This is a genomic window from Paraburkholderia sp. FW306-02-B, assembly GCF_058782725.1.
The window spans coordinates 3,469,293-3,494,069 of the sequence record NZ_JBYSXZ010000001.1 but is presented as its reverse complement, the minus strand read 5'-3'; the positions used below and the strand labels follow the sequence as shown (position 1 = coordinate 3,494,069).

General features: G+C 62.7%; 22 protein-coding genes and 3 tRNA genes. 15 read left to right on the top strand and 10 right to left on the bottom strand.

The window, feature by feature from the left end:
* The first annotated feature begins 2 nt into the window (after positions 1 to 2).
* Complete coding sequence (gene acpS / locus AC3WOG_RS15410) at positions 3 to 440, top strand: holo-ACP synthase (RefSeq protein WP_492578794.1); 438 nt, start codon at positions 3 to 5, stop codon at positions 438 to 440.
* A 67-nt stretch (positions 441 to 507) separates the two neighbouring features.
* Positions 508 to 1,536 (top strand): beta-N-acetylhexosaminidase, encoded by a 1,029-nt coding sequence (nagZ, locus tag AC3WOG_RS15405; protein ID WP_492578793.1) that lies wholly within the window; start codon positions 508 to 510, stop codon positions 1,534 to 1,536.
* 117 nt (positions 1,537 to 1,653) lie between these two features.
* Here nagZ and AC3WOG_RS15400 read toward each other — a convergent pair whose 3' ends face one another.
* The 4 genes from AC3WOG_RS15400 to earP all read right to left on the bottom strand — a co-directional run bounded on the left by AC3WOG_RS15400 (position 1,654) and on the right by earP (position 5,797).
* Positions 1,654 to 3,036 carry a sigma-54-dependent transcriptional regulator gene (locus tag AC3WOG_RS15400; protein ID WP_492578792.1) on the bottom strand — a complete coding sequence of 461 codons (1,383 nt, stop codon included), beginning with the start codon at positions 3,034 to 3,036 and terminating at the stop codon, positions 1,654 to 1,656.
* Between the two features lie 15 nt (positions 3,037 to 3,051).
* Positions 3,052 to 3,246 (bottom strand): hypothetical protein, encoded by a 195-nt coding sequence (locus AC3WOG_RS15395; protein WP_492578791.1) that lies wholly within the window; start codon positions 3,244 to 3,246, stop codon positions 3,052 to 3,054.
* 407 nt (positions 3,247 to 3,653) lie between these two features.
* Positions 3,654 to 4,211, bottom strand: a complete 558-nt coding sequence (gene efp / locus AC3WOG_RS15390; protein WP_012433870.1) for an elongation factor P — start codon at positions 4,209 to 4,211, stop codon at positions 3,654 to 3,656.
* A gap of 392 nt (positions 4,212 to 4,603) precedes the next feature.
* Positions 4,604 to 5,797, bottom strand: coding sequence for an elongation factor P maturation arginine rhamnosyltransferase EarP (gene earP / locus AC3WOG_RS15385; protein WP_492578790.1), 1,194 nt, complete (start codon positions 5,795 to 5,797; stop codon positions 4,604 to 4,606).
* A gap of 291 nt (positions 5,798 to 6,088) precedes the next feature.
* On the opposite strand from earP, the gene uvrC reads away from it, so the two are divergent.
* The 5 genes from uvrC (at position 6,089) to AC3WOG_RS15360 (ending at position 9,649) form a co-directional block, all read left to right on the top strand.
* A complete protein-coding gene (gene uvrC / locus AC3WOG_RS15380; RefSeq protein WP_492578789.1) occupies positions 6,089 to 8,323 on the top strand; it encodes an excinuclease ABC subunit UvrC in 2,235 nt (744 codons plus the stop codon).
* Between the two features lie 144 nt (positions 8,324 to 8,467).
* Complete coding sequence (pgsA, locus tag AC3WOG_RS15375; protein WP_492578788.1) at positions 8,468 to 9,061, top strand: CDP-diacylglycerol--glycerol-3-phosphate 3-phosphatidyltransferase; 594 nt, start codon at positions 8,468 to 8,470, stop codon at positions 9,059 to 9,061.
* 196 nt (positions 9,062 to 9,257) lie between these two features.
* A tRNA-Gly gene (locus tag AC3WOG_RS15370) sits at positions 9,258 to 9,333 on the top strand.
* Positions 9,334 to 9,395: 62 nt separating this feature from the next.
* Positions 9,396 to 9,471, top strand: a tRNA-Gly gene (locus AC3WOG_RS15365).
* 104 nt (positions 9,472 to 9,575) lie between these two features.
* A tRNA-Cys gene (locus tag AC3WOG_RS15360) sits at positions 9,576 to 9,649 on the top strand.
* Positions 9,650 to 9,830: 181 nt separating this feature from the next.
* Here the strand turns inward: AC3WOG_RS15360 and AC3WOG_RS15355 are convergent.
* The gene (locus AC3WOG_RS15355) at positions 9,831 to 10,175 is read right to left on the bottom strand and encodes a hypothetical protein (protein ID WP_492578787.1); all 345 of its coding nucleotides are present in this window, start codon (positions 10,173 to 10,175) and stop codon (positions 9,831 to 9,833) included.
* Between the two features lie 264 nt (positions 10,176 to 10,439).
* Between AC3WOG_RS15355 and AC3WOG_RS15350 the strand changes: the two genes are divergently transcribed.
* The 3 genes from AC3WOG_RS15350 to AC3WOG_RS15340 all read left to right on the top strand — a co-directional run bounded on the left by AC3WOG_RS15350 (position 10,440) and on the right by AC3WOG_RS15340 (position 12,218).
* Entirely contained in the window at positions 10,440 to 10,832 is a 393-nt protein-coding gene (locus AC3WOG_RS15350; RefSeq protein WP_492578786.1) for a hypothetical protein, read from the top strand.
* Between the two features lie 54 nt (positions 10,833 to 10,886).
* Positions 10,887 to 11,645: a TraB/GumN family protein gene (locus tag AC3WOG_RS15345; RefSeq protein WP_492578785.1), complete on the top strand. Its 759-nt coding sequence runs from the start codon at positions 10,887 to 10,889 to the stop codon at positions 11,643 to 11,645.
* Between the two features lie 78 nt (positions 11,646 to 11,723).
* Positions 11,724 to 12,218 (top strand): GNAT family N-acetyltransferase, encoded by a 495-nt coding sequence (locus AC3WOG_RS15340; protein ID WP_492578784.1) that lies wholly within the window; start codon positions 11,724 to 11,726, stop codon positions 12,216 to 12,218.
* Between the two features lie 63 nt (positions 12,219 to 12,281).
* Here AC3WOG_RS15340 and AC3WOG_RS15335 read toward each other — a convergent pair whose 3' ends face one another.
* From AC3WOG_RS15335 to AC3WOG_RS15325, 3 genes are read right to left on the bottom strand one after another with little or no spacing between them, the layout of a single operon-like run.
* Positions 12,282 to 13,166, bottom strand: coding sequence for a cytochrome c oxidase assembly protein (locus tag AC3WOG_RS15335; RefSeq protein WP_492578783.1), 885 nt, complete (start codon positions 13,164 to 13,166; stop codon positions 12,282 to 12,284).
* 18 nt (positions 13,167 to 13,184) lie between these two features.
* On the bottom strand, positions 13,185 to 13,646 hold the full coding sequence (locus tag AC3WOG_RS15330; protein ID WP_492578782.1) for a copper chaperone PCu(A)C: 462 nt from the start codon (positions 13,644 to 13,646) through the stop codon (positions 13,185 to 13,187).
* Between the two features lie 18 nt (positions 13,647 to 13,664).
* On the bottom strand, positions 13,665 to 14,234 hold the full coding sequence (locus tag AC3WOG_RS15325; protein WP_492579814.1) for an SCO family protein: 570 nt from the start codon (positions 14,232 to 14,234) through the stop codon (positions 13,665 to 13,667).
* Between the two features lie 500 nt (positions 14,235 to 14,734).
* Between AC3WOG_RS15325 and otsB the strand changes: the two genes are divergently transcribed.
* A complete protein-coding gene (gene otsB, locus AC3WOG_RS15320; protein WP_492578781.1) occupies positions 14,735 to 15,484 on the top strand; it encodes a trehalose-phosphatase in 750 nt (249 codons plus the stop codon).
* Positions 15,485 to 15,548: 64 nt separating this feature from the next.
* Positions 15,549 to 17,009, top strand: a complete 1,461-nt coding sequence (gene otsA, locus AC3WOG_RS15315; RefSeq protein ID WP_492578780.1) for an alpha,alpha-trehalose-phosphate synthase (UDP-forming) — start codon at positions 15,549 to 15,551, stop codon at positions 17,007 to 17,009.
* A 113-nt stretch (positions 17,010 to 17,122) separates the two neighbouring features.
* On the opposite strand, the gene AC3WOG_RS15310 is transcribed toward otsA, so the two are convergent.
* Positions 17,123 to 18,958, bottom strand: coding sequence for an ABC transporter ATP-binding protein (locus tag AC3WOG_RS15310; protein WP_492578779.1), 1,836 nt, complete (start codon positions 18,956 to 18,958; stop codon positions 17,123 to 17,125).
* A gap of 695 nt (positions 18,959 to 19,653) precedes the next feature.
* Here AC3WOG_RS15310 and AC3WOG_RS15305 point away from each other — a divergent pair.
* From AC3WOG_RS15305 to AC3WOG_RS15295, 3 genes are all read left to right on the top strand, one after another.
* Positions 19,654 to 20,718, top strand: coding sequence for a glycosyltransferase family 4 protein (locus tag AC3WOG_RS15305; RefSeq protein ID WP_341314762.1), 1,065 nt, complete (start codon positions 19,654 to 19,656; stop codon positions 20,716 to 20,718).
* Between the two features lie 273 nt (positions 20,719 to 20,991).
* Positions 20,992 to 21,846, top strand: a complete 855-nt coding sequence (locus AC3WOG_RS15300) for a hypothetical protein (protein ID WP_492578778.1) — start codon at positions 20,992 to 20,994, stop codon at positions 21,844 to 21,846.
* Between the two features lie 163 nt (positions 21,847 to 22,009).
* On the top strand, positions 22,010 to 22,474 hold the full coding sequence (locus AC3WOG_RS15295) for a DUF2214 family protein (RefSeq protein ID WP_492578777.1): 465 nt from the start codon (positions 22,010 to 22,012) through the stop codon (positions 22,472 to 22,474).
* A 143-nt stretch (positions 22,475 to 22,617) separates the two neighbouring features.
* Here the strand turns inward: AC3WOG_RS15295 and AC3WOG_RS15290 are convergent, their stop codons facing one another.
* A complete protein-coding gene (locus tag AC3WOG_RS15290; protein ID WP_492578776.1) occupies positions 22,618 to 24,495 on the bottom strand; it encodes an ABC transporter ATP-binding protein in 1,878 nt (625 codons plus the stop codon).
* Positions 24,496 to 24,777 lie beyond the last annotated feature (282 nt).

Genomic DNA, 24,777 nt, shown 5'->3' with positions numbered 1-24,777 from the left:
GCATGGCGATCTATGGTATCGGCACGGACGTCGTTCAGGTCAGCCGCGTGGCCGCGGTGATGACGCGCACCAATGGCCGCTTCGCCGAGAAGGTGCTCGGCCCGGACGAACTGCGCATCTATCACGCGCGCCAGACCCGTTCGGCGGCGCGTGGTCTGGCGTTTCTCGCTACGCGTTTCTCGGCCAAAGAAGCGTTCTCGAAGGCAATCGGCCTGGGCATGCACTGGCCGATGACCTGGCGCGCGCTGCAAACGCTCAACAAGCCGAGCGGCGAGCCGATGGTAGTGGCTTCCGGCGAACTGGCCGAATGGCTCGACGCGCGCGGCATCACGGCGCGCGTGACGATCAGCGACGAACGTGATTACGCGGTGTCGTTCGTGATCGCGGAAACGGCGCAAGTGGCGGACGCAACGAGCGCGCCGGACGCTGACGTCGATTAAATACTTTGAACGCGGCGCACGCCGGCCGCGTCTCTCTTTGTCCTGGCTTCTTTTCTAGCGGAATTCGATGAAAACCATTCCCGGACCGGTGATGCTCGACGTGGTCGGCACAACGCTGAACGACGACGATAAGCGCCGCCTTGCCCATCCGATGACCGGCGGCGTGATCCTGTTCGCGCGCCACTACGAAAGCCGCGCGCAACTGATCGCGCTGACCGATTCGATCCGCGCGATCCGCGAGGATCTGCTGATCGCCGTCGATCACGAAGGCGGCCGCGTGCAGCGCTTTCGCACCGACGGCTTCACGGTGCTGCCGGCAATGGGCAAGCTCGGCGCGCTGTGGGACAGCGACGTGCTGCACGCCACCAAAGTGACGACAGCGGTCGGTTATATCCTCGCCACGGAGTTGCGCGCGTGCGGCATCGATATGAGTTTCACGCCGGTGCTCGATCTGAACTATGGGCAGTCGCAGGTGATCGGCGATCGCTCGTTTCACCGCGATCCGCGCGTCGTGACCTTGCTGGCGAAGAGTCTCAATCACGGTCTCGCGCTGGCGGGCATGAGCAATTGCGGCAAGCACTTCCCTGGGCACGGCTTCGCGCATGCGGACTCCCACGTCGCCATGCCAGTCGACGATCGAACGCTTGAAGAGATCCTGCGCGACGACGTGGCGCCGTATGACTGGCTCGATTTGTCGCTCGGTTCGGTGCTTCCGGCGCATGTGGTCTACCCGCAAGTCGACTCGAAGCCAGCCGGTTTCTCGCGCGTCTGGTTGCAGGACATTTTGCGTAAGAAGCTGCGCTTCGAAGGCGCGATTTTCAGCGACGATTTGTCGATGGAAGCGGCGCGTCAAGGCGGGACTTTGACCGAAGGCGCGAGCGCCGCACTGCAGGCCGGTTGCGACATGGTGCTGATCTGCAATCAGCCGGACGAAGCGGAGAAGGTGCTCGACGCGCTGCGCTTCACGCCGTCGAAGGAATCGCAGCGGCGTCTCGCGCGCATGCGGCCGCGCGGCAAGGCGCTCAAGTGGAGCAAGCTGGTGGCCGATCCGCAATATCTGCAAGCGCAGGCATTGCTGCGTAGCGCGTTTGCGTAAGTTTGCCTAAGTTTGCATAACGCGCTGAGCAGGAAATTGAGCCAGACAAAAAACGGCGCCTTCGAGGCGCCGTTTTTTATTCAAGCTTTTCAAGCTCTCCGGCGAGACCGGCAGAACTCAGTTCAACCGCATCCGTTGCAGCTTGTTGTAAAGCGTCTTCGGACTGATCCCCAGCAGCGACGCCGCGCGATGCCGCGTACCGCCGACCGCATCGAGCGTCGCGCGAATCAGCATTTCCTCGACGTCGGCGAGCGGCGTGCCGACCGTCACCTGTACGCGGCTGGCGCTCAGATCGCGGCCGTTGACCGAACCCGCTTCGTCGGCGCGCAACGATTCCACCACGTCGCCCGACGCGTGATAAGCACGCCGCACGCGGTCCTGCAATTCGCGCACGTTGCCCGGCCATTCATAGGCGAGACACTCGCGCAGGAAATTCGGTCCGACCTGCTTGGCGGCTTCCACGGTGCCGCGCGCGGTCGCTTCCTGATTCAACTCGTCGACGACGGCTTGCGCGATCAGCGCTGCGTCGTCCGCGCGTTCGCGCAGCGGCGGCAGCGTCACCGCCGCAGCTTCGAGGCGCAACGCGAGGTCTGCGTGCAGGCTGCCGTCGGCGACTGCCGCACGCGGCATCTTGCGCGTCGACGCGATCAGCCGGAAGTCCGTCACCACCTGATGCGTACCGCCGACCCGCATGAAGGTCTGTGAATCGAGCGCGCGCAGCAGCGCTTCCTGTTGCGCACGCGGCAGTTCAGCGATTTCGTCGATGAACAGCGTGCCGCCGCTCGCCTGCTCGAACAGACCCGGCTCGCGCTGCTCGGCGCCGCTGAACGCACCGCGCTCGTGGCCGAACATCAGGCTATCGAGCGAACGGTGCGCGGCGACGCTGGTCGCGGCACGGCAATCGAACGTCACGAACGGGCCTTTGCGGCGCCGGCTCATGTCGTGCAGCGTGCGCGCGGCGACCTGCTTGCCGGTGCCGGCTTCGCCGGCGATCAGCACGGCGGCTTCGGTCGGCGCGATATGTTCGATCGTGTCGTACACGTGCTGAATCGCCCCGCTTCTGCCGAGCATCGCGCCGAAACGCCCAAGCTGGCGCAGCGACGCGCGCAGCGTCTGTACTTCCTCGGTTAGTTCGTACGGACGTGGAATCCGCGCGAGCAGGCTGCGCAGGCGCGGAATGTTGACCGGCTTGAGCAGGTAGTCCCAGATACCGTGCCGCAAGCCCTCGATCGCGCTCTCGACCGTCGCATTACCGGTCATCACGATCACGGGCAAGGCGCCCCCGGGTGGATGCGCGGGCAGGTGCTGCAGCAGATCAAGCCCGCTGCCGTCCGGCAGATTCAGGTCGACCAGCACGACGTCGGGAATGAAGCGCGTCAGCGCGGCCCGGGCCTCGGCGATCGTAGTCGCGGTGTCGACGGAGAAGCCGTCGGCAGCGAGGATGGCGGACAGGCCTGACAGGCTATTGGGATCGTCTTCAACAATCAGGGCATGTGGCATAGCGAGCGCAATTTTTTAGATGGACGGAATACCTGCTTCGCACAGCCGATACTTCGGCGTGCGGCACAGGCGCGATGGCTGGCCGGTACTGTCGGTCGAACGGTCGGTCGGACGCCGCGCCGCGCGAGCAGTGTCTGCCAGGGCGGCGCGATAGCGGCCGACCGATGGGCATGGGCGCGGCGTGATACGTGCGACGGCGATTCGACTCATGTAGTTTGGGTCCTTTGCAATTCGGTCAGGTGCCTGGTTTTCGAGAACGCATGGGCAGGGCGCCTGTCCTTCCTTCATTCGACCGGTTAGATAGCCCGGTTTTTGTTGTTATTCACACCGCATCACCGGAGTTGAGGAAAATAAATCCGGGTAGGTCTATAACTCCGAGGAGCAGGGACTGTGCCACGGTCATTTACTTAAGCTTATCAATGGTTTGAGGAACGCGAGGCGGAAAGGTGAGATCTGCGAACAGGCATTTTCGAGAAGGTTGCCGGTAAAGTTTTCCTCAACCATACACGGCGGCGCAAAAAAGAAAAAGCGCCCAAAGTGGGCGCTTTTTTTTGTTGCATTTTTTTATCGCCACGCCGGCGTGGCGCCGGCGCAGGATTCAGCAGTCTGGCCAGCGTTCAGGCGCGGCTGCGGTACTCGTGCGTACGCGTGTCGATTTCGATCTTGTCGCCGATGTTGCAGAAGAGCGGCACTTGCAGTTCGAAACCGGTGTTCAGCTTGGCGTTCTTCAACACCTTGCCCGACGACGTATCGCCTTTGACAGCCGGTTCCGTGTAGATGATTTCGCGGACCAGCGTGGTCGGCAGTTCGACCGAGATGGCTTTCTCGTTGTAGAACACGACTTCGCAAGCCATGCCGTCTTCGAGGTAATGAAGGGCGTCGCCCATCATTTCGCCTTCGACTTCGAACTGGTTGTAATCGGCGTCCATGAACACGTACATCGGGTCAGCGAAGTACGAGTACGTCACTTCCTTGCGTTCCAGCACGACGACGTCGAACTTGTCGTCTGCCTTGTACACGCTTTCCATGCCTGCACCGGTCAGCAGGTTCTTGAACTTCATCTTCACGACGGCGGAGTTGCGGCCCGATTTGTTGTATTCGGCCTTTTGCACGACCATCGCGTCTGCGCCGATCATCACTACGTTGCCGGTGCGGAGTTCCTGTGCGGTCTTCATAAAACAGTCCTGTACGAAATAAGTAGCTTCAACTTTTGCTCAACGGCATACGGCGCAAGCGGCTTCGGCGCTTCTCGCAGTTCGGCGCCGCGCCGGTTAGGAGCGGCTGGGCCGGGGGTAGTGCGTGAAGCGTGGCCGGCTTGCCGCGGTTGCCCGCGGCGGTTCTTCTATCCTGCAATCCGTTACCTGCTTTTACCCTGTGCGGGCGTGCACACGAGTGGCGCCGATACACAGCATGTGTCCCTTTTTGACATTTCTGCCGCTTCCCTGTCACTCATCTGCCACTCAATTAGCCAGCCAGGTGCAGATGATGCATCGTCCGATGCCGGAGTTCGCCGGGTTTTGCTGCTGCGATCGGGCCGCGCTTGCGTCGTCGGCCGTTGGATAACCGCTTATTTTAACTGAGTTTTTGCGAATAAGGCCAGATTTCCGGCGAGGTCGCCCACCTGCGCCAATTCGCGCGCCCATTCGGCCGCGCGTTGCTTCAGGACGGCACGGTGGCGCTGGAAATCCGCCCAGTCCGGCTGACCGGCGCCGTTCCATGCGTGCCAGAAGCGCGCGAGCGCGTCGCGCGCGTCGGCGGGCAGGGTGCGGGCGTAATGGGCGAGCGCGGCGTCGAGCTTCGGCAGATGGGCGTCGTCGGCTTGCGGGTAGATGTGCCACACGAAAGGTTTCGCAGCCCATTGTGCGCGCACGAACGAATCCTCGCCGCGCACGAAATTAACGTCGCTGGCCCATAGCAGCGCGTCGTAGCCGGGTTGCCCGGTAAAAGCAAGCGCGTGGGCGGTGAGGCTGCCACGCTCGGCGTGCGCGCCGGCGGCAAACGACGGCAGCCCGAAAAAGTGCGCGATCGCGCCAGAGATACGGCCTTCCGGCACCAGCAGCACGACCGGTTCGGCGCTATCGCGCCATTGTTCGAGCAAACTGTCGACGGCGGGGTTCTCGTAGGCGAACAGGGAGACGACGGCGGCCGCGGCGGGCGGCGGCGCACAGCCGGTGGCTGTCAGCCACCAGGCTTCGCGGGCGGGCTGCGATGCTTCGAAGGCCGCCCGCGTAGCGTCGAGATGCCGTTCCTTCAGCACGCCGCCGGTGCCCGGGCCCAGTCCCGGGAAAAAGAACGTTTTCGTCAGTGGGTAGCGCGGATGCGGCGATGGCCGCAGATGAAAATCCGCGACCCAGTCTTCCGCGCTCAGGTATTCGAGGTTGAGCCACACCGGCGTGTTCTCGCGCCGCGCCATCGCGGCGACGTAGATCGGCGGCAGCTCGCATGCGAACGCCTCGATCACGACATCGGCCACTTCGAGTGTCTCGCCCGCGTGCGTCGGCGCGTGCCAGTGTTCGATGACAATGCCGCCGATCGCCTGGCGAGCGTGATCGAGCGAAAGCGACGGGCAGAGCTTGTGAAACGCGTGCAGGTCGTCGACGAACACGCGCACCTGCCAGCCGTGCTCGCTCGCCAGTTGACGCGCGAGGCGCCAGCACACACCGATGTCGCCGAAATTGTCGATCACCGCGCAAAAGATATCGCAGGCGATCACAGTCGGCGCGGTGGTCGATTGTTCGGGAAGGGGCGTAACGGAGGACATGGTGGCCTGGGTCGCGAGTTCGAACGGGCGCGCGCGGTTCGCGATTTAGTCGTGCGGTTTAATCGTGCGATCGAGCAGCGCGGCTGGCTTCGGCCATCGGCTTATGCCGAAGCGTTGCGCCATTCGATGCAGCGGGGTTCGAACGCACGCGGAATGTTCTAAACTGGCGATTCTAAAGCACTCGTCCGCGGTTCCGCGCCTAAGTGATCACTAAGTGCCCACTAAGTGACCCCTAAGCACGCAGCACCCGGGCCAAGGCTTCGCGACACTGTCCCACCCAACCGATTCTGCATGACCGAACCCGAAGCCACCGACGCTTTCGAGCCGAAACAAGTGCTCGCCCAATTGCCGCATCTGCCTGGCGTCTATCGCTATTACGATACGCACGGCGCGGTGCTCTACGTGGGCAAGGCACGCGACCTCAAGAAGCGCGTCTCGAGCTACTTCACGAAGACGCAACTGTCGCCGCGCATCGCGATGATGGTGACGCGCATTGCGCGCATCGAGACCACCGTGACGCGCTCCGAGGCCGAAGCGCTGCTGCTCGAAAACAATCTGATCAAGGCGCTGACGCCGCGCTACAACATCCTGTTTCGCGACGACAAGTCGTATCCGTACCTGAAGCTGACCGGCCATAAGTTTCCGCGCATGGCGTATTACCGCGGTTCGGTGGATCGCAAGAATCAGTACTTCGGACCGTTCCCGAGCGCGTGGGCGGTGCGCGAGAGCATCCAGATCCTGCAGCGCGTATTCCAGCTGCGCACGTGCGAAGACTCGGTGTTCAGCAACCGCACGCGGCCCTGTCTGCTGCATCAGATCGGCCGCTGCACGGCGCCGTGCGTCGGAGCGATTAGCGAAGAGGATTACGCACGCGATGTCACCAATGCGTCGCGCTTTCTGCTCGGCCGGCAGGGCGAGGTGATGAACGAGCTCGAGCAGAAAATGCACGCATTCGCGAGCGAGTTGAAGTTCGAGCAGGCGGCGGCGGTGCGCAACCAGATGAGTTCGCTGTCGACGGTGCTGCATCAGCAGGCCATCGAAGTCGGCAGCGATAGCGACGTCGATATTCTCGCAGTGGTCGCGCTCGGCGGACGCGTGTGTGTGAATCTCGCGATGGTGCGCGGTGGACGGCACCTGGGCGACAAGGCGTACTTTCCGGCACATGTGGAGAGTGCGCTGACTGCGGACGAGGGCGGTCTCGAAACAGGCGCCGAAGTACTGGCCGATGCCGCCGGCGGCGCGGGCTCGACGTCGAACGAAGCGCAAGCCGGCGCTGAAACCCGCGCGGCTGATTCTTCAGACGCCGCCGACGCCCTCGCTATCGCGCAAGAGATGCCGTCGGAAGATGACGAAGAAGATGCAGCCGTGCAAGCCGACGTCGACGCGAACGACGCAGACCTTCCCTCGAAGCCGCGCAAAGGCCGCGCCGCCGGCGGCATCGAATCCGAAGTTCTCGAAGCATTCATCGCGCAGCATTACCTCGGCAATCGTGTGCCGCCGGTGCTGGTGGTCAGCCACGCGCCGGCCACGCGCGAGCTGGTCGATGTGCTGATCGAGCAGGCCGGCCACAAGGTGACTGTGCTGCGCCAGCCGCAAGGTCAACGGCGTGCATGGCTCGCGATGGCCGAGCAGAACGCGCGGCTCGCGCTCGCACGTCTGCTGTCGGAACAAGGTTCGCAGCAGGCGCGCACGCGTGCGCTCACCGACACGCTCGGCATGGAGTGCGACGATCTGGCGCATCTGCGTATCGAATGCTTCGACATCAGCCACACGATGGGCGAGGCGACGCAGGCGTCGTGCGTGGTGTATCACCACCACAAGATGCAGTCCTCCGAGTACCGGCGCTACAACATCGCCGGCATCACACCTGGCGACGACTACGCGGCGATGCGCCAGGTGCTCACGCGCCGCTACGAGAAGATGGTCGCGCAAGCCGCCGCGAATGCCGCCGACGAAACGGCCGAGTTGCAAACCGACGCGACAGGTGATCCGGCGGCCGGCGCTCCGGCAACGGGCGACCCGGCGGTCAGCGACCCGGCGCTCATGCCCGACGCAGCCGAGCCGGTCGCGGCGGGCGGCATCCTGCCGACCATCGTGCTGATCGACGGCGGCAAGGGCCAGGTCGAAATCGCGCGCCAGGTGTTCACGGAACTGGGTCTCGATACGGGCATGCTGGTCGGCGTCGCGAAAGGCGAGGGGCGCAAGGTCGGTCTCGAGACACTGATTTTCGCGGACGGCCGCGCGCCGCTCGAACTGGGTAAGGAGAGCGCGGCGTTGATGCTGGTCGCGCAAATCCGCGACGAGGCGCATCGCTTTGCCATCACCGGCATGCGCGCGAAGCGCGCCAGAACGCGGCAGACCTCGCGGCTCGAGGAACTCGAAGGCGTGGGCGCGAAGCGCCGTCAGCGGCTGCTCGCGCGCTTCGGCGGACTACGAGGCGTGGTCGCGGCAAGTGTCGAAGATCTCGCGAGCGTCGAGGGGATTTCGCAGGCGCTCGCCGAACAAATCTATCGGCAATTGCACTGATCCTGATGCGGCTGGCTGCCCATAGAGCCGCCGCGAAGCAGCACGACGGCGGCGCGCGTGGCAAGCCCCGCGTGCCGCTTTGCTTGTGGCAGGCCTTATGACACGGCACAATTGCATCTCCCTTGTCAGACGCTGCGCCTGCCCATGCCGTTTAACTTTCCGATTTTCCTGACTTGGCTGCGAATCGTCCTGATTCCGCTCGTCGTCGGGGTATTTTATCTGCCCGACATGATGATGAGCCTCGCGCACCGCAATATGGCGGCCGCGACGATCTTCATTCTGGCGGCCCTGACTGACTGGTTCGACGGCTTCCTGGCGCGCAAATGGAATCAGACCTCGGCATTCGGCGCTTTTCTCGATCCGGTCGCCGACAAGCTGATGGTGACCGCCGCGCTGCTGGTGCTGGTGCAACTCGCGCGGATCGATTCGGCGATCGCGCTGGTGATCGTCGGACGTGAAATCGCCATCTCGGCGCTGCGCGAATGGATGGCGCAGATCGGCGCGTCGAAGAGCGTCGCGGTGAATTCGCTCGGCAAGTTCAAGACCGTGTGCCAGATGGTCGCGATTCCGATGCTGCTGTTCTACGGTCCGCTGTCGTTCGGCGGCGGCGTCTCTGTCGACACGCGTGTGTGGGGGCTGTGGCTGATCTATCTGGCCGCCTTCCTGACGATCTGGTCGATGCTCTACTACATGAAGCTCGCGTGGCCGCAGATCCGCGAGCGCGGCGGCGTTGCCTGAGTGAATGGCGACGGATCAGCAATCGAATGGCAACCGAAGCGTGAGTGAAATCTGTTCAGTTAAAGACATTCCCAAAAGGGGTTGACACGTTTCGGTCGTTTCTCCATAATCTCGTTTTTCCGATGCACGCAGTTCGAAACGTCGGTAGCAGCAAGGCAGCAGTTGTAGTAAGTAGACAGCAGTTAAGTAGCAATACGCGGGAGTAGCTCAGTTGGTAGAGCGCAACCTTGCCAAGGTTGAGGTCGCGAGTTCGAGCCTCGTCTCCCGCTCCAGTTTTCGAAGCAACGCGTTGTTTGGCGAAGTAAAAATGCAAGGCGTTGTGAAGCAGTGCCATGCGGGAGTAGCTCAGTTGGTAGAGCGCAACCTTGCCAAGGTTGAGGTCGCGAGTTCGAGCCTCGTCTCCCGCTCCACACATTAGGGGAAGCAACGCTTCCCTTTTTGTTTGGTGGCCCGGTTGTCCCGGTCGGCCGCCAGACAAACCTGAGAATCTGTAGCTAGGTTCCAGTCCGCTTGCGGCGCGATAGCAAAGCGGTTATGCAGCGGCCTGCAAAGCCGTTTAGGCCGGTTCGACTCCGGCTCGCGCCTCCAGTAGTTGATGAAGAGAAAAGCCCCGACTTGTCGGGGCTTTTCTTTTTTCCGCGGCGTCCTGCCAGCACGGGCGCGCAGCGGTCGTGAATGCAGAGCACGTCGGAACGTCTTGACCTCGGCCGTTCAGTCCATCCTATTCAGGTTCGCGAGCAGCCTCGTTCGTCTGCTCGCACGTACTGCCTCAAAAAGCGATCGCCGATTTGAGCGACTGAACCGCCGCGCTGTTCAGGAAATAGTAGCTGTCCTGCGCTGTCCCGCCGCCGACAGGCGTGAGCCGGATCGTCGTCCGGTCCTTTACCAGATTCCCCGCATAGATTCCGCCGTTGTTCTGATAGTAGGCCCGGTATTCGGTCGTCGCAGTGGTCTGCGCCGCATTGGCGACCCACGCACGAGTGCCGGCTATCGTCACAACCTGGCGGTCGCCGATCTGATACGTCTTGCCATCCGTTGCGCTCGCGTACGGGAAGAAACTTTCGAGCGTCGGAATCGAGGATGAGCACGGCGTGAGGCTGGTCCCGGTCGTCACAGGCGCAACGCAGTCGATAGGGAACAACTTTTCGAGTTAATCGTTTATTAGATAAAACCCCCGTCGAAGCATTGATCGTTATCGGTTTATTAACGATCATGCAAAGTATCCGACGCCAGCTCGCGGGTCCAGCACAATGCATGGGAATTGCCGGTAATGAGGATTGGTGTGAACTGGCGATGAGAGGCACGCATCCGATGCCTTTCTCCGTTCCTGGCGATATAGTGCGCAGACGTTCATTCCCGATACACCGGCATCTACCGCATGCGCATCCAGAATATCGAACGCCGTTCCTTCTACCTGCGCGTGATCTACGCGTTATGTCTTGCCGGTGCCACGTCGACCCATTTGCAAGTGGCCTTGGCCCACGGGCTCCGGTGGGACTACGGCGGCGCGGCGCTCAGCACGCGCATCTATTGGACCTCGCTGCTTTTCCTCGATCCATTGACGGCGCTGCTCCTGCTGCTAAGCCCGCGAGCCGGACTGATCCTCTGCGCGGCTGTCATCGTGACGGACGTGGCGCACAATTCATGGTTCGCGCTCCATCACCCGATCCGGATGGATCTGTATCTTTCGCAGATCGTCTTTCTGCTGTTTGTGGCTTTCAGCGTGCGTACTGCCTGGCGAGGCGTCGCGCTCCGGCGCGCTGCCGGGTGAATGACCCAACACCGATTACCCAATTGCTGAATCGCCCGCCAATCCCGAGGCTGCATGTATCTACAACTCACCGGCACCAACGTACGCCTGCTCGGCTCAATGCATCTGTTCCCCGCAACGAGCCGCAGGACACCGCCATGGATTGCCGAGGCCTATGACTGGGCCGAAACGCTGGTCTTCGAATCCGATGCGCCGACCATCTTGCCGTTTCTAAAAGCGCCTTCGCGAAGCGGTGCCGATCAGCTGCAGCCCTTGCTATGCGCCGACGCCTGGAATCAACTCCAGGCCGTGTGGCCCGTCGACGGCCCGTTGGCGCCGCTTACCGATTTGCGGCCATGGGCCGCGCTAATCGTCGCGCCGACGTTGTTTCAGCAGGTCGTCGAAGGGGTCGAGCCGCGCATGCTGCGCTCGGCGATCGCGCAAGCCAAACCATATCGGTATCTCGAGACCGCGGAGGAAGTGGCGACGTCGCTCGAATCGATTCCATTGGAAGCAGTCGGCGCCGCGCTCGGTTTGCTGGTGGCCGATCTGAAGGAGCCGCAGCGCACGCTCGAGCGTATGCATGCTGCCTGGCTGCATGGCGATCTGCAAGCCGTGCACGAGATCGCCATCGAGTCGCCGATGTTCAACCTGCCCGGCATCCGCTATGCCATTCTCGATGCGCGCAATCGCGCGTGGGCGGCGCGCGTGATGGAGATGTCCGGACGGCCGGAGCGAACCCTGGTGGTCGTCGGCGCGCTGCATTTGTGCGGCCCTGAAAACCTCATCGAGTGTCTTGCTCGCCCCGTCGAGCCGGTTTTCCTGGGCGCGTAGCGGGCTTAGGCTATGGCGCGGCATAATTCCGCATCGCCGCCGCCCGCATAGGCGCGCCTTCTTTTTTGCAGCCTTTTTATGACCGAACCGCAGCACATCGCCACCACCCCGCTGGCGCAACTCGAATGGCGCTGGAAAGCCTTCGACGATCTCACCACCGCCGAAGTCTACGCAATGCTGGCTGCTCGCAGCGCGGTGTTCGTCGTCGAGCAGAACTGCCTTTATGCCGATATCGACGGTCTCGATACGCAAGCCTGGCATCTGTTCGCCGTCGGTCCCGGCGCGAGCCGTCCGCCGCTGGCAGGTTATCTCCGTGTGCTGCTGCCGGACGCCGAGAACACCGATATCCGCATCGGCCGCGTACTGACGACGGCGGCGTTCCGCGGCATCGGTCTTGGCAACGCGATGCTCGAGCGCGCGCTGACGCACATCAGGGCGCAGTGGCCCGGCACGCCGATCCGTTTGCATGCGCAGGCCCATCTTCAGGCTTTCTACGGCGCGTTCGGCTTTGCGCCGATCTCGGACATTCACGAAGAAGACGGCATCCCGCACGTGTGGATGCGTTCGGTCTAGGCGTCAACGAAGCGCGGCGCATGCGTGTGCCAGCAGCCTTCAATAGCTTTGAAATTGCCCGTATCAGCGGTGGCTGCTCGCAGGCACTGAACCGCCTCGCGCCGGCGCTTGCGCGGCAGCCGTTCTTCGTTCGCCACGCAGACGTCCGCGTGCCGACAGCCGCATCCAGTGACGCAACGCCAACAGGGCGCCGATCACGCTCATCATCGAACCCGGAATCCACAGCAGCAGTCCGCCGATCTGCTGATCGCGCATCGGGCTCAGCCACGTGAAGGCGCGTCCGCAAATCGAATAGATCGGATAGAGCTCGCGTGGCGAGAAGAAGATGAACGCGCCGAGGATGATCTGCGGCGGAATCGCGGCGATCACCACCAGCACGCGTTTGCCGGGCGACAGCCGCGCCGGTGGCGCGGGGCGTGGGTCGAGCACGAGCCACCAGAACAGCAAGCCGTCGATCACCATGCTCCAGTTCATCACGCGGTAGAGCCGCCAGTCGAGCATCGCCACGAAATGAATCGGCGACATCAGCCAGAAATAAATCAGCCCAACGAACAATGTGACCGCGGCCACCGGATGCATCACCACATCGAGCACCTTGCGCACGATGCGGGTTTGCAACACGGGCCGCACGAAGCGTTGGCGCCAGCCGAACGGAATGCCCGCACGCAATACGGCGCCCGGATACGACAGCGCGATGAAGAACGGCCCCAGGTGATGCAGCACCAGATGCTGCGCGCGATGCATGAAGAACTCATGCTCGAAGAAGTAATCGAGCCGCGTATGCAGCGCGACATACAATGCGGCCAGCCCGAACCAGAAGGAAATGCGCCGCGCAATCGACACCTTCGCCTTGTGCGCGCCGCGCACGAACAGGATCGCGGGCACCAGCAATGCGATCACGACAGTCGGCGAAAACTCCCAGGGGTCGAGCCAATAGAGCAGGTTCATCGTACGGCGTTGTCGTTGTTACTTGGTCTGTGCGGGCGATTTGACGGCGAACGGCGTATCGAGCGTTTCGCCGTCGGAGAACTTCAGCGTCAGATGCACGGTGTCGCCCGGCGCCACCTTGTGCTTCGCGTCCTCGAGCATCACGTGGTAGCCGCCCGGCGCAATCGCGACCTGGCCGCGCGCGGGCACCGTCAGCTTGCCGACCATCACCATTTTTTGCGTCGAGCCGTTCGATACGGTTTGATGCAACATCGCGTCGCCATAGTCGTTGCTGGAAATACCGACGAGGTCGATCGGCTTGTCGCTCGCGTTCACCAGCGTCACGTAGCCCGCGGCGGGCAAGTTGTTCGGCAGCCAGCGGACCCACGCCTCTTTGGCGCTGATCGCTTGAGCGCCGGCCGCTTGCGCGCTTGCGGCGAAACCGAACGAAAGGGCGAGGGTGCAGCTCAATGCAGCGAACGTTTTGATCTTGATCGACATGGTTGGATTCGGGAAAGGTCAGGAACGGTCATCAATGATACGGCGCAGGTCTTGTGCGATCGCGTCGGGGGTGTCGTGATCGGTGGCGAGCAGGCGCGCGTGGCCTTGCTGGTCGAACACGTAGACGGCCGAGCTATGCGTGACTTCGTAATTGCCGTTGGGGTCGCGCTTTTCCATCTGATAGGCGACCCGGTAACGCTTGGCGAGCGATTCGATTTGCCAGTCGGTGCCGGTCAGCCCTTCGGCGTGTTGCGAGTCGAAGGCGCCGACGTAATCGTGCAATGCCTTGGCCGTGTCGCGCGCCGGATCGACGGTGATGAACAGGATGCGCACTTTTTGCGCGCCCGGGCCCAGCTTGCCCAGCACCTGCATCAGACGGGCCATGGTCTCGGGACAGACATCCGGACAATGCGTGTAGCCGAAGTAGACGAGCGACGTGCGGCCTTTGAATGAATCGCCGGTGACGGGACGGCCGTCGTCGCCGGTCAGCGAGAAATCCAGATCCGGCAAGTGGCCGGTCACGTTGGTCAACTGCCACGGCTCGGCGTGATGCGTACAGCCGGCAAGCGTAGCCAGCGCGCCCACCATAACGGTCAGCGTGAACAGGCGCCTGGACCACGCCTGGGGTGGTGATGCAAGGTTCGGTTGCTGGCGCCGAGATGAGATGTTCGGGAACAAAGCAGGGTTCAATTACTCGATTGAAGAGTGGCAAACGAGGTGGCAAATGAGGTGACACATGAGCCGATACCTCAGCGGACACAGTGCGCTTCGCGCAAAACGCGCGGCCCTTCATAGTGTGCAAATATGGCCGTAACCGGAGTGGTCTGCGTGGCTGCGACTGTATCGCAAAATAGCCGGCGGCGTGGCGCAGCGCCTGTTGGCGCGCGGTTTGCGAGGCAATTTGACGCAGGTGGCTGAAAGCTGGATGAAGCCGGATGGTTCTCTTTTTGAACGCAATCCACGCTGACATCGGCTCGCGCGCCGCGGCCGGGCTTGTGTCCTGGCTTACTTTCTCGAAAAATGGGTGGATGCGCGGTAAGATGCGCACACTTTTCCGGCCGCAGAAGGCTGAAAGGCAAAATTAACCGATGCAAGCACTTCCAGCAGTTCTGTCTCCGAGCGAGACAGCGTTTTTCTTCGACTTCGACGGCACGCTCGTCGAACTCGCGCCCACGCCGGACGGCGTGCGGGTGCAACCCGAGGTCATCGTGCTGCTGACCGAGTTGCAGCGTCTGACGAATGGCGCGGTGGCGATCGTGTCGGGTCGCGGCATCGATAGTATCGACGTTTTCCTCGGCATGCCCGATCTGCCGATCGCCGGTCTGCACGGCGCCGAGCGCCGCGACGCGAATGGCGATACGCAGCGAATCGGCTTTCACGACGAGCGCCTGTTGCGCATGGAGCAGGTGCTCGCGCAGGTCGTCAACTCGAATCCGGGCATGCTGCTCGAGATCAAGGGCGCGGCACTCGCGTTGCACTATCGCAATGCGCCGGATCGCGAGCCGGTGGCGCGCGAAGCAACCGAGCGGCTGGTCGCCGATTACCCCGGCTCCTATGTATTGCAGCCCGGCAAAATGGTCTACGAGATCAAACCGAAAGACGTCGACAAAGGCCGCGCGCTTCACGCGTTTCTTGACGAGCCGCCGTTCGTCGGCCGTTTTCCGGTGTTTGCCGGCGACGATCTGACCGACGAAAAAGGCTTTGCCGTCGTCAACGAGCGCGCCGGTCTGTCGATCAAGGTCGGTGCGGGCGATACGATGGCGCATACGCGCGTCGAGTCGGTAGCGGCATTGCTCGAGTGGCTGGGATCGATTGTCGCGGCGGCGCGCGGGGCATGATGATTACGCTGCATCGCCCAACGTCCATAACGTACTTCAAGTACTGCATCGGGAATCGCGCTTCATGAGCCGACTGATCATCGTATCGAACCGGGTCGCGCCGATCTCGGAAGGCGGGCCGGCGGCAGGGGGCCTGGCGGTCGGCGTGTACGACGCGCTGAAGGAAACCGGCGGCATGTGGTTCGGCTGGAGCGGCGACGTGCTCAGCTCGGGCCAGCCGCAGATCAAGGTCGAAGAGCGCGGGCCGGTGACCTTCGCGACAATCGCGCTGATGCGCCGCGACTACGACCAGTACTACCGCGGTTTCTCGAACGCGACGCTGTGGCCCGCATTCCACTATCGAGCCGATCTGCTGCAATACGATCGGCACGATTTCGAGGGCTATTGCCGCGTCAATGCATGGCTCGCGCAGCAACTCGTGCCGCTATTGCGCGAGGACGATGTGATCTGGGTCCACGACTATCACCTGATTCCGTTTGCGCAAGCGTTGCGCGCGGCCGGCGTGAAGAATCGCATCGGCTTCTTTCTGCATATTCCGTTTCCGGCCTCACAGGTCCTGCTTGCGGTGCCGCCGCATCGCGAACTGGTCGAAGCGCTGTGTTCGTTCGATCTGCTCGGGTTCCAGACCGCCCCGGATCTGCGCGCGTTCTGCGACTACATCGTCAACGAGGCGAACGGCACGATCGACGTATCCGCCACTGACCCGCTGACCGTTCACGCGTTCGGCCGCACGCTGCGCGCGGCGGCTTACCCGATCGGTGTCTATCCGGACGAGATCGCCGAGCTCGCGAAAGCGGGCGAGCGCGGCAAACCGGTGCGCACGATGAAGGCGACGCTGCATTCGCGCAAGCTGATCATGAGCGTGGACCGGCTCGATTATTCAAAGGGGCTGGTCGAGCGTTTCCGCGCGTTCGAGCGGCTGCTCGAACATGCGCCGGCGCAGCGCAACAAGGTGTCGTTCCTGCAAATCGCCCCGCCGACGCGCGCCGACATGAACGCGTACCAGGATATCCGCCTGCAGCTCGAAGGCGAGTCGGGCCGTATCAACGGCCGCTTTGCCGAGCTGGACTGGACGCCGATTCTCTACATCCACAAGCAGTACGAGCGCTCGGTGCTGGCCGCGCTGTTTCGCACCGCGCACGTCGGCTACGTTACGCCGTTGCGCGACGGCATGAACCTCGTCGCCAAGGAGTATGTGTCGGCGCAGGATCCCGAAAATCCCGGCGTGCTGGTGTTGTCGCGCTTTGCCGGTGCGGCACAGGAACTGGACGGCGCGCTGATCGTCAATCCGGTCGATATCGACGGCATGGCCGACGCGCTGGCCAAGGCGCTGCAGATGCCGCTCGCGGAGCGCCAGGCGCGTCACCGCGACATGATGATGCAGTTGCGCGAGAACAATGTGTCGGTGTGGCGCGATAACTTCATGCGCGATCTGCAGAGCGTCGATGGTGCAAGGAGCACCAGGAGTGTGAAAGCGCGTGCAGCGTCGGGCAAGCGGGCGGCGCGCGAAACATTGGCCGAATAGGCCGCTATAAAGGCCGTTCGCGGCTGGTCCGGAAAACAAAAAAGCCGCTCGAAAGCGGCTTTTTGGTTGCTTTTTGGTTGCTTCTTTGTCGGTAGCGCCGGGCGCTACGCACTTCAAACCACGTGCTGTTCGTCGACCTTCTTGCCGCCGACATGCAGCGTGGTGCCCTTGCCATATTGCTTCGAAAGCAGATCGCGATATAAGCCCGGGCGCGAGCGGAGCTCTTCCGGACTGCCGTCGTCGATAACTTTGCCCGTGCTCATCACAATGATCCGGTCGAAGTTGTTCAGCGTCGACAGCCGGTGCGCGATTGCAATCACCGTGCGACCCACCATCAGCCGGTCGAGCGCCTTCTGGATTGCTTCTTCCGACGCGCTGTCGAGTGCCGAGGTGGCTTCGTCGAGCAGCAGGATAGGCGCGTTCTTCAGAATCGCCCGTGCAATCGCGATCCGTTGACGTTGACCGCCGGACAGCTTCACACCGCGATCGCCGACGATCGTATCGAAACCTTCCGGCATCGCTTCGATGAAATCCGTGCAGCGCGCCTCGCGCGCGGCGGTGAGCACTTCTTCGCGGGTCGCCTCAGGCCGGCCGTACGCGATGTTCTCGTACACCGTGCGATGGAACAGCGAGATATCCTGCGGCACCAGCGCGATCGCGTGGCGCAGGCTGTCCTGAGTGATCGCGGCGATGTCCTCGCCGTCGATCCTGATCGCGCCGCCTTGCGTTTCGTAGAAGCGCTGCAACAACGCGAGCACGGTGGATTTGCCCGCGCCCGACTTGCCGATCAGGCCGACCCGTTGGCCCGGTTCGATATGCAGATCGAAGTGATCGAGAATCGGCCGGCGGCGCGGATAGGCGAACGTCACGCCTTCGAAATCGACCCGGCCGCCTTGCGGCACGAGTTCGGTCGCGTCGCTGCGGTCCGGCATGCCGTGCGGCTCGAGCAGCGTGCGCACCGCTTCCGCCAGCCGCGCGACGTGCTGCGTCACGTCGACGAGCGCCACGGCCAGATCGCGCGTGCCGTGCAGGATCGTGAAGCCGAGTGAGCTGACCAGCACGATGTCGCCGGAGGTCGCCTTGCCTTGATCCCACAGCCACAGCGCCCAGCCCAGCAAGCCGGCCGACAGCAGCGCGGTAATCACCGCGTGCAGCAGGCGCAGCTTTTCCAGATACAGCAGGCTCTGCTGGCGGGCATCCATTTCCGCTTTGACCGTCGCGCCGAAACGCTGCTGTTCGCGAAACGTCATGCCGAAGGCGCGCACGAGGCCCATGTTGCTGATCACGTCGACCAGCTCGCCGTCCACCGACGCCGCTTTGGTCGCGAAGTGGTGATGCCGTGCCGAACCGCGGCCGGCAAGTTTGTAAAGCACGACCGACAGAATTGCCGAGCACAGCATCAGGCCGGCCGCCATCAGCGGATTCACGGCGATGATCATCACGATCGCGCCGAGCACCGCTATACAAGGCGGCAGCACGTTCCACGCAGTGGTGTTCTCGGCGGTGTACACCGCGTTCGAGGTTGCCGTGATGCGGCTCGCGAGCATGCCCGGCTGTTTCTCGGCGTAGTAGGTGGGCGAATGGCCGCTCAGATACTGGAACAGGTCGCGCCGCAAGTCGCCGGTGACGGCGACGAAGGTATGCGCGGCGACCCAGCCGCCGACGCGCCACAGCAGGTTGTCCGCGGCGATCAAACCGACGAGGATGGCAAATGCCCCCCACAGCGGACCGGGATGATGCCGGCCTTCGCCGAGCACGTCGATCAGATGTTTGATCGCGTATTGCGAAGCGAGCGCACAGCCCACGGCCGCAATCACGCTGCACAGGACAATCGCATGCGCGAGCGGGTGGCGGCGGATAAAGCGGAAGAGAAACGCAAGCGGCCGATGCGCATAGCTCGCAAGCTTTGCGTTATGGGCATTACGCTGGGCGATGGTTGAGTGTTCCAATTGATCGTGAGGTCGGAGTGTTTCAGGTTGTGCATGCAAAGCACGGGCCACGGCAAATTGCTCGCCGCGAAGCCGATGCTTCGCATTGTAAACATGCAAAAGCGATTGCGCCCTGTGTATCCGGCGCGTTGACGCGACTGATTTCGCGATAGACCTCCGCGACCTACCATTGCTCGACCCGCCGACGGGGCGGTGGTTCACGCAGGCTGCGGAATATTTCGAGATATAATTACAAACTGCATTCAATTTTGCCGGTGCGTTTCTTCAACGGATGCCGGCAAAGTTCGCGGTGGCTCTGCATGCGCCGCGTTCGATGCGCGCGCTGCGAGCCAGTCGCTAATGTAGAACTGTCTTAGAAAACAAGGGTTTGCAAAGTGTTTCGCGTTTGTAACAACGTAAAGACTTTGAAATGTTGTGCTGCAGCGCAAATTCCGGCACCGATAATGCGAGCTCTGTTGGCCCAGCGAAATATCTGACAGTTTGTCAACGTAGGTGTTGCGTGTGCGTTTACCGGCACATGCGCAGACGGTGACGACATCGATCTGGGCTCACTACCCAAGCGATCCATCGCAGGATTTCTCGAAAGAAACAGGCCCGTGCCGGGATCAACCGGCCAGACTGCCCTGGCGAGCAAGCGAGTCGCTTTTAACCAAACGCAGTACTTTTGCCTGATTTTTTACGAGGAGTTCTCCATTATGCGAATCGCTCAAATCGCTCCGTTGCACGAGGCGGTTCCTCCCAAGCTGTATGGCGGCACGGAACGTGTGGTCTCCTACCTGACCGAAGCACTGGTCGAACAGGGCCATGACGTGACGCTTTTTGCGAGCGGCGATTCGCAGACCTCGGCGAAACTCGAAGCTTTCTGGCCGCAGGCGCTGCGCCTCGACCCGACGATTCGCGACGTGATGGCGCCGCACATGCTGCTGCTCGAAGAAGTGCGCCGCCGCGCGGATGAATTCGACGTGCTGCATTTTCACATCGATTACTACCCGTTCTCGCTGTTCGCCCGTCAGCCGGTGCCGTTCCTGACCACGCTGCATGGCCGTCTCGATCTGCCGGAACTACAACCCATCTTCAACACGTTCAGCGACGTGCCGGTGGTGTCGATTTCGGACAACCAGCGCATCCCGCTGCAACAGGCGAACTGGCTGCAAACCGTCTATCACGGTCTGCCGGAAAACCTGCTCACGCCGATCAAGGACGTTGAGCCGGGCTACCTCGCGTTCCTCGGCCGCATCTCGCCGGAAAAACGCCTGGACACGGCGATCCGTATCGCTGAACAGGCCGGCATGAAGATCAAGGTTGCCGCCAAGCTCGACAAGGCTGACCGCGCGTATTACGACGAAGTGATCAAGCCGCTGATGGCGCTGCCGCACGTCGAATACATCGGTGAAATTAGCGAAGCCGAAAAAACCGAATTCCTCGGCAATGCGCACGCGCTGCTGTTCCCGATCGACTGGCCGGAGCCCTTCGGTCTGGTGATGATCGAGGCAATGGCTTGCGGTACGCCGGTGATCGCGTTCAATCGCGGTTCGGTGCCGGAAGTGATCGAAAACGGCGTGTCGGGCTTTGTCGTCGAAGACGAAATCAGCGCGGTCGCGGCTGTGAAGCGTCTGCACACGCTGCCGCGCGCCACGGTGCGCAAGGCGTTCGAATCGCGCTTTTCGTCGAAAGTGATGGCGCAGAACTACGTCGCCACTTACGAAGAGCTGCTGCGTCAGAAGCACCGTACGGTGCTGCGCGAAGTCAACGCCGGGTAATGCCTGGTTGGTAAAGGCCTGGTTGGTAAAGGCGCGATAAAAGCACGATAAAAAGCAGTAGAAGCCGGCTTGCGGAGTGCTTCCGCCAGCTGCCAGCAACGCCCCGCGTGCGTCATGCCCGCGGGGCGTTGTTGCATGCGCGCCGCGTTTTTTTTGCGCCAGCGGCAGAAAGTACGGTTTTCGGGCCGGCAAGCGCGAGCCTCCCTCCGTAATATCCCTATAATGGCCGTGCCGCAAATTTGGCTGCGGCGCGCTGACGAAAAGGAGGATGCCTTGGCGAGAACGAAAGAGACGCGTGCGAACGCGGCGCCCGGCGCCGGAACGATTTTCGCGTTGCGCGCCATCGGTCTCGTGCTTCTGACTCGCTGGCTTTTTTCGATGGCGCAGATGGATCTGGGCGCATCGCTGGCGGCGATGGTGTCGTCGCCGTGGGCGTGCATCAATCTTGTCTTCCTGTTCCTGCTGATTTTCCTGCCGGGCGCCCGCGCGGTGGCCGAGCGGCCGTTTCATCCGTTGCCGCAATGGCTGCGGCAGGCGCTGCGTCTGTTTGCTTTCCTCGGGTTCCTGTTCGCGGCGTGGTCGGTCGGCGCCTTTACTGCGAGCGCGGGTTGGCGGCGCGCCGCGCAAGCGGTGGCGGCCACCAATGGCTGGCTGCTGGCCGCGCCGGCGTTGTATGCGGTCGTCGTGTGGATCTGCCGCCCGCGCGCGCTGTGGCGCACCAATATCGCCGCACGACGCTTCGCAATTGGCCGCTACGCGGTCGCGCTCGATCCGGCGACGCGTACCGTGGTCGTGTGGGCCGAGCGTCGTAAGGTCGGTCAATACGATGCACGTGAGTTGTCCGTGCGTTGGCCGGCAGGGCAGGGTATGACGAACCCGCCGACGCCAACGCCCGCAGTGGCTTTCGGCGCTGTGAGTGAGCCGGGCGTGACTTCGGCGCCGGTTAGGCCGGCTGTCGCGGCTTCGCTTGCTCGCGACGGCTTCGGCCGGCGGCCGAAAATCGAATTGCTATGGGATTCGCCCGCTGCGGCGGGTCACAACCGGCAAACCGTGTTCCGCGCCGCGCTCTCTACTGAAGGCGATCGGGTCGCCGCTCGGGCGCTCGATTCGTCGTTGCGGCAAGTTTGAATCGGGCTGTTCGAGCAAATCGACCGCGCCTGCGGTCGAAGCATGCATAGCGTAGAGAGCCCATACTGAGCATCAATGAGGCAACACCGCCCGGCGCGTCCAGCGCGAATGCGGGCGAGTGAGAAATACATCGATCGTGTCGCGTCCTTTTACGGGAGTCGCTATGCTGGTCCGCTGGTTGCTTGCCACCGTTCACCTGCTTGCATATGGCTTTGCGCTTGCGTCGATTCTCCGGCGTACCTGGGCGCTGCGCCGCGCCACTGTCCCTGCCGCGTTACGGTCCGTTTTCCGCGCCGACACTGGGTGGGGCATCGCGGCACTGCTCCTGATCGTAACCGGTTTGATGCGCGCCTTCGGCGGCTTCGAAAAGGGCGCCGGCTACTATCTTCATGAGCCGCTGTTTCGCGTCAAGATGACGCTGCTCGTGCTGATTCTCATCCTCGAAGTCCCGCCGATGCTCGCGCTAATGCGTTGGCGTGCCGCACTTCGCAAAGGCAGTCCGCCGGATCTGCGGCGAGCGCGGAGGTTCGCCCACATCAGCGTGATCCAGACGGTGTTGCTGATTGCGATGGTGTTCGCCGCATCGGGGATGGCGCGTGGCATCGGGCTGCCGGCGGGCGTGGTCTAGTAGTGGGGGCGCTTGCGGTTTGAACATAAGCGGATGAGGACGCACACGCGACCGACGCGGATATCGAAGCGGGAGCACCGGCGCGCAAGCCCTTTCACAGCCTGCTGCTCACCGGCGCCGCCGTCCCTCACACTTAAAACAATTTACTTTCCCACCAGTAACGTCGAATCGTCCGTCCGATTTGCCTTCGCGCCAGTGGTTTTGTGCGTGACCTCCGAATCGGTCAATCCCTTGATCAGCTCCAGCGCCTGACGTTCGAACAAGCGGCGGTACAGGCCGTTCTCGAGCTTGATCAGCGTCTCGTGGTCGCCTTCCTCGATGATCTTGCCCTTGTCCAGTACCAGCAGCCTGTCGAGCGCTCGCACGGTGGAAAGACGGTGCGCCACCACTAGCGTCGTGCGGCCCATCATCAGCCGCTCCATCGCCTGCTGGATCTGCACTTCGCTTTCGCTGTCGAGGCTCGACGTCGCTTCGTCCAGAATCAGGATCGGCGCGTCAGCAAGGAACGCCCGCGCGATAGCGACCCGCTGACGTTCGCCGCCCGAGAGTTTGATGCCACGCTCACCCACCAGCGTGTCGTACCCGTCAGGCAGCGCCGCGATGAAGCCATGGGCGCTGGCGAGCCTTGCCGCGCGTTCGATCTCGGCACGGCTTGCGCCGGGCCGCGCATACGCGATGTTCTCGGCAAGCGACCGATGAAACAGCACGGGCTCCTGCTGAACGATTGCAATCTGGCTGCGCAACGATGCTTGCTGCACACGGGCGATGTCCTGGCCGTCGATCGTGATCCGGCCTTCCGAGATGTCGTATAGCCGCTGGATCAGCTTGATGAACGTCGTCTTGCCGGATCCTGAATGCCCCACCAGCCCCACGCGTTCGCCCGGGGCAATGCGCACGGAGAAATCGTCATAGAGCGGCGTGGCGTTCGCGCCATAGTGGAAGGCGACATGTTCGAAGCGGATCTCGCCCTTGCCGATCGAGATCGGACCCGCGCCGGGCAGGTCTTCGATACCGAGCGGTTGGCTCTCCAGCGACACCAGTTCTTCCATGTCGTTGACCGAGCGCTGAAGGTTGCGGATATGCATGCCCACTTCGCGCAGATAGCCTTGCAGCATGAAGAACATCGTCAGTGCGAACGTGATGTCGCCGACGCTTGCCTCGCCACGAGCCCACAGCAGCAGCGCCGCGCCTAGGATCGCGGCCTGAATCGCCACCAGCATGCCGCCCTGTACGCCGCCGTTGATCGTGCCGCGCATCCACGTGCGGCGCGTGCGATGACGCCACTTGCCGATCACACGGGCAAGCAGGCGTTCTTCGCGGTCTTCGGCGCCGAATGCTTTCACCACGCCGTTGCAACTGACCGCATCGGCGAGCGCGCCGCCCATGCGCGTATCCCATGCGTTCGCAAGGCGCGCGGCGGGCGCAACGAAGCCGAGCGACAGCGCAACGGTTACCGCGATATACAGCACGGAGCCGACACCGACGACCGCGCCCATCAAGGGCCAGCGCACGCCTAGCAACACCGTCGCGCCGACCAGCATGACCAGCGACGGGAACAGCGCGATCAGCAGCGTGTCGTTGAGCAGATCGAGCGCCCACATACCGCGCGTGATTTTGCGCACCGTGGATCCGGCGAAGCTGTTGGCATGCCAGTCGGTCGAAAAGCGCTGCACGCGATGAAACGCATTCGCGGCGATCTCGCTCATCATCTTGAGCGTCAGCTTGATGATGTTGAAGAAAACGCCCTGGCGAAGCAGGGTGGCGCCGAGCCCGAGTGCGCTCAGCACGCAGAAGGCCGTGAGCGCCGCGTGCCAGACGTTGTCGTTGCCGGCCGAGCCTGACGCGATCGCGTCGACGAGCCGCCCGGCGAACATCGGCGTGAGCACGTCGGCCAATGCCGAGAACAGCACCAGCACCGTAATAGCGAAGATGCGCCAGGGCTGCCGGGCCCAGTGACGGAAGGTGAAGCCGAGAACATCCTTGAAGGCTTGTCCGCGAAAGTCGAGTTTTTTTCTAGTCATTTGCCGCGACCCGGTGGCGCATGAGCACACCGAGGTTCCAGTCAGGAGCGAAAGGACGAGACAGTCGGAGGGCGCCAGAATGTACTGGCAAAAAGACTGCGGACTGTCTGGGAATTGCGCGGGACGCCTGTTCAGGCAGAACCGCGTGAGCGACCAGTTACGGCCGCGAGACCATGCCAGGGACGGCGATATGCACTGCGAACATGTGACGCCTCCCTGTAGTCGATGAGGTGAAGAGAATGTAGCCGGGGCGAATGCCCGGGAACCGACTATATCAGCACT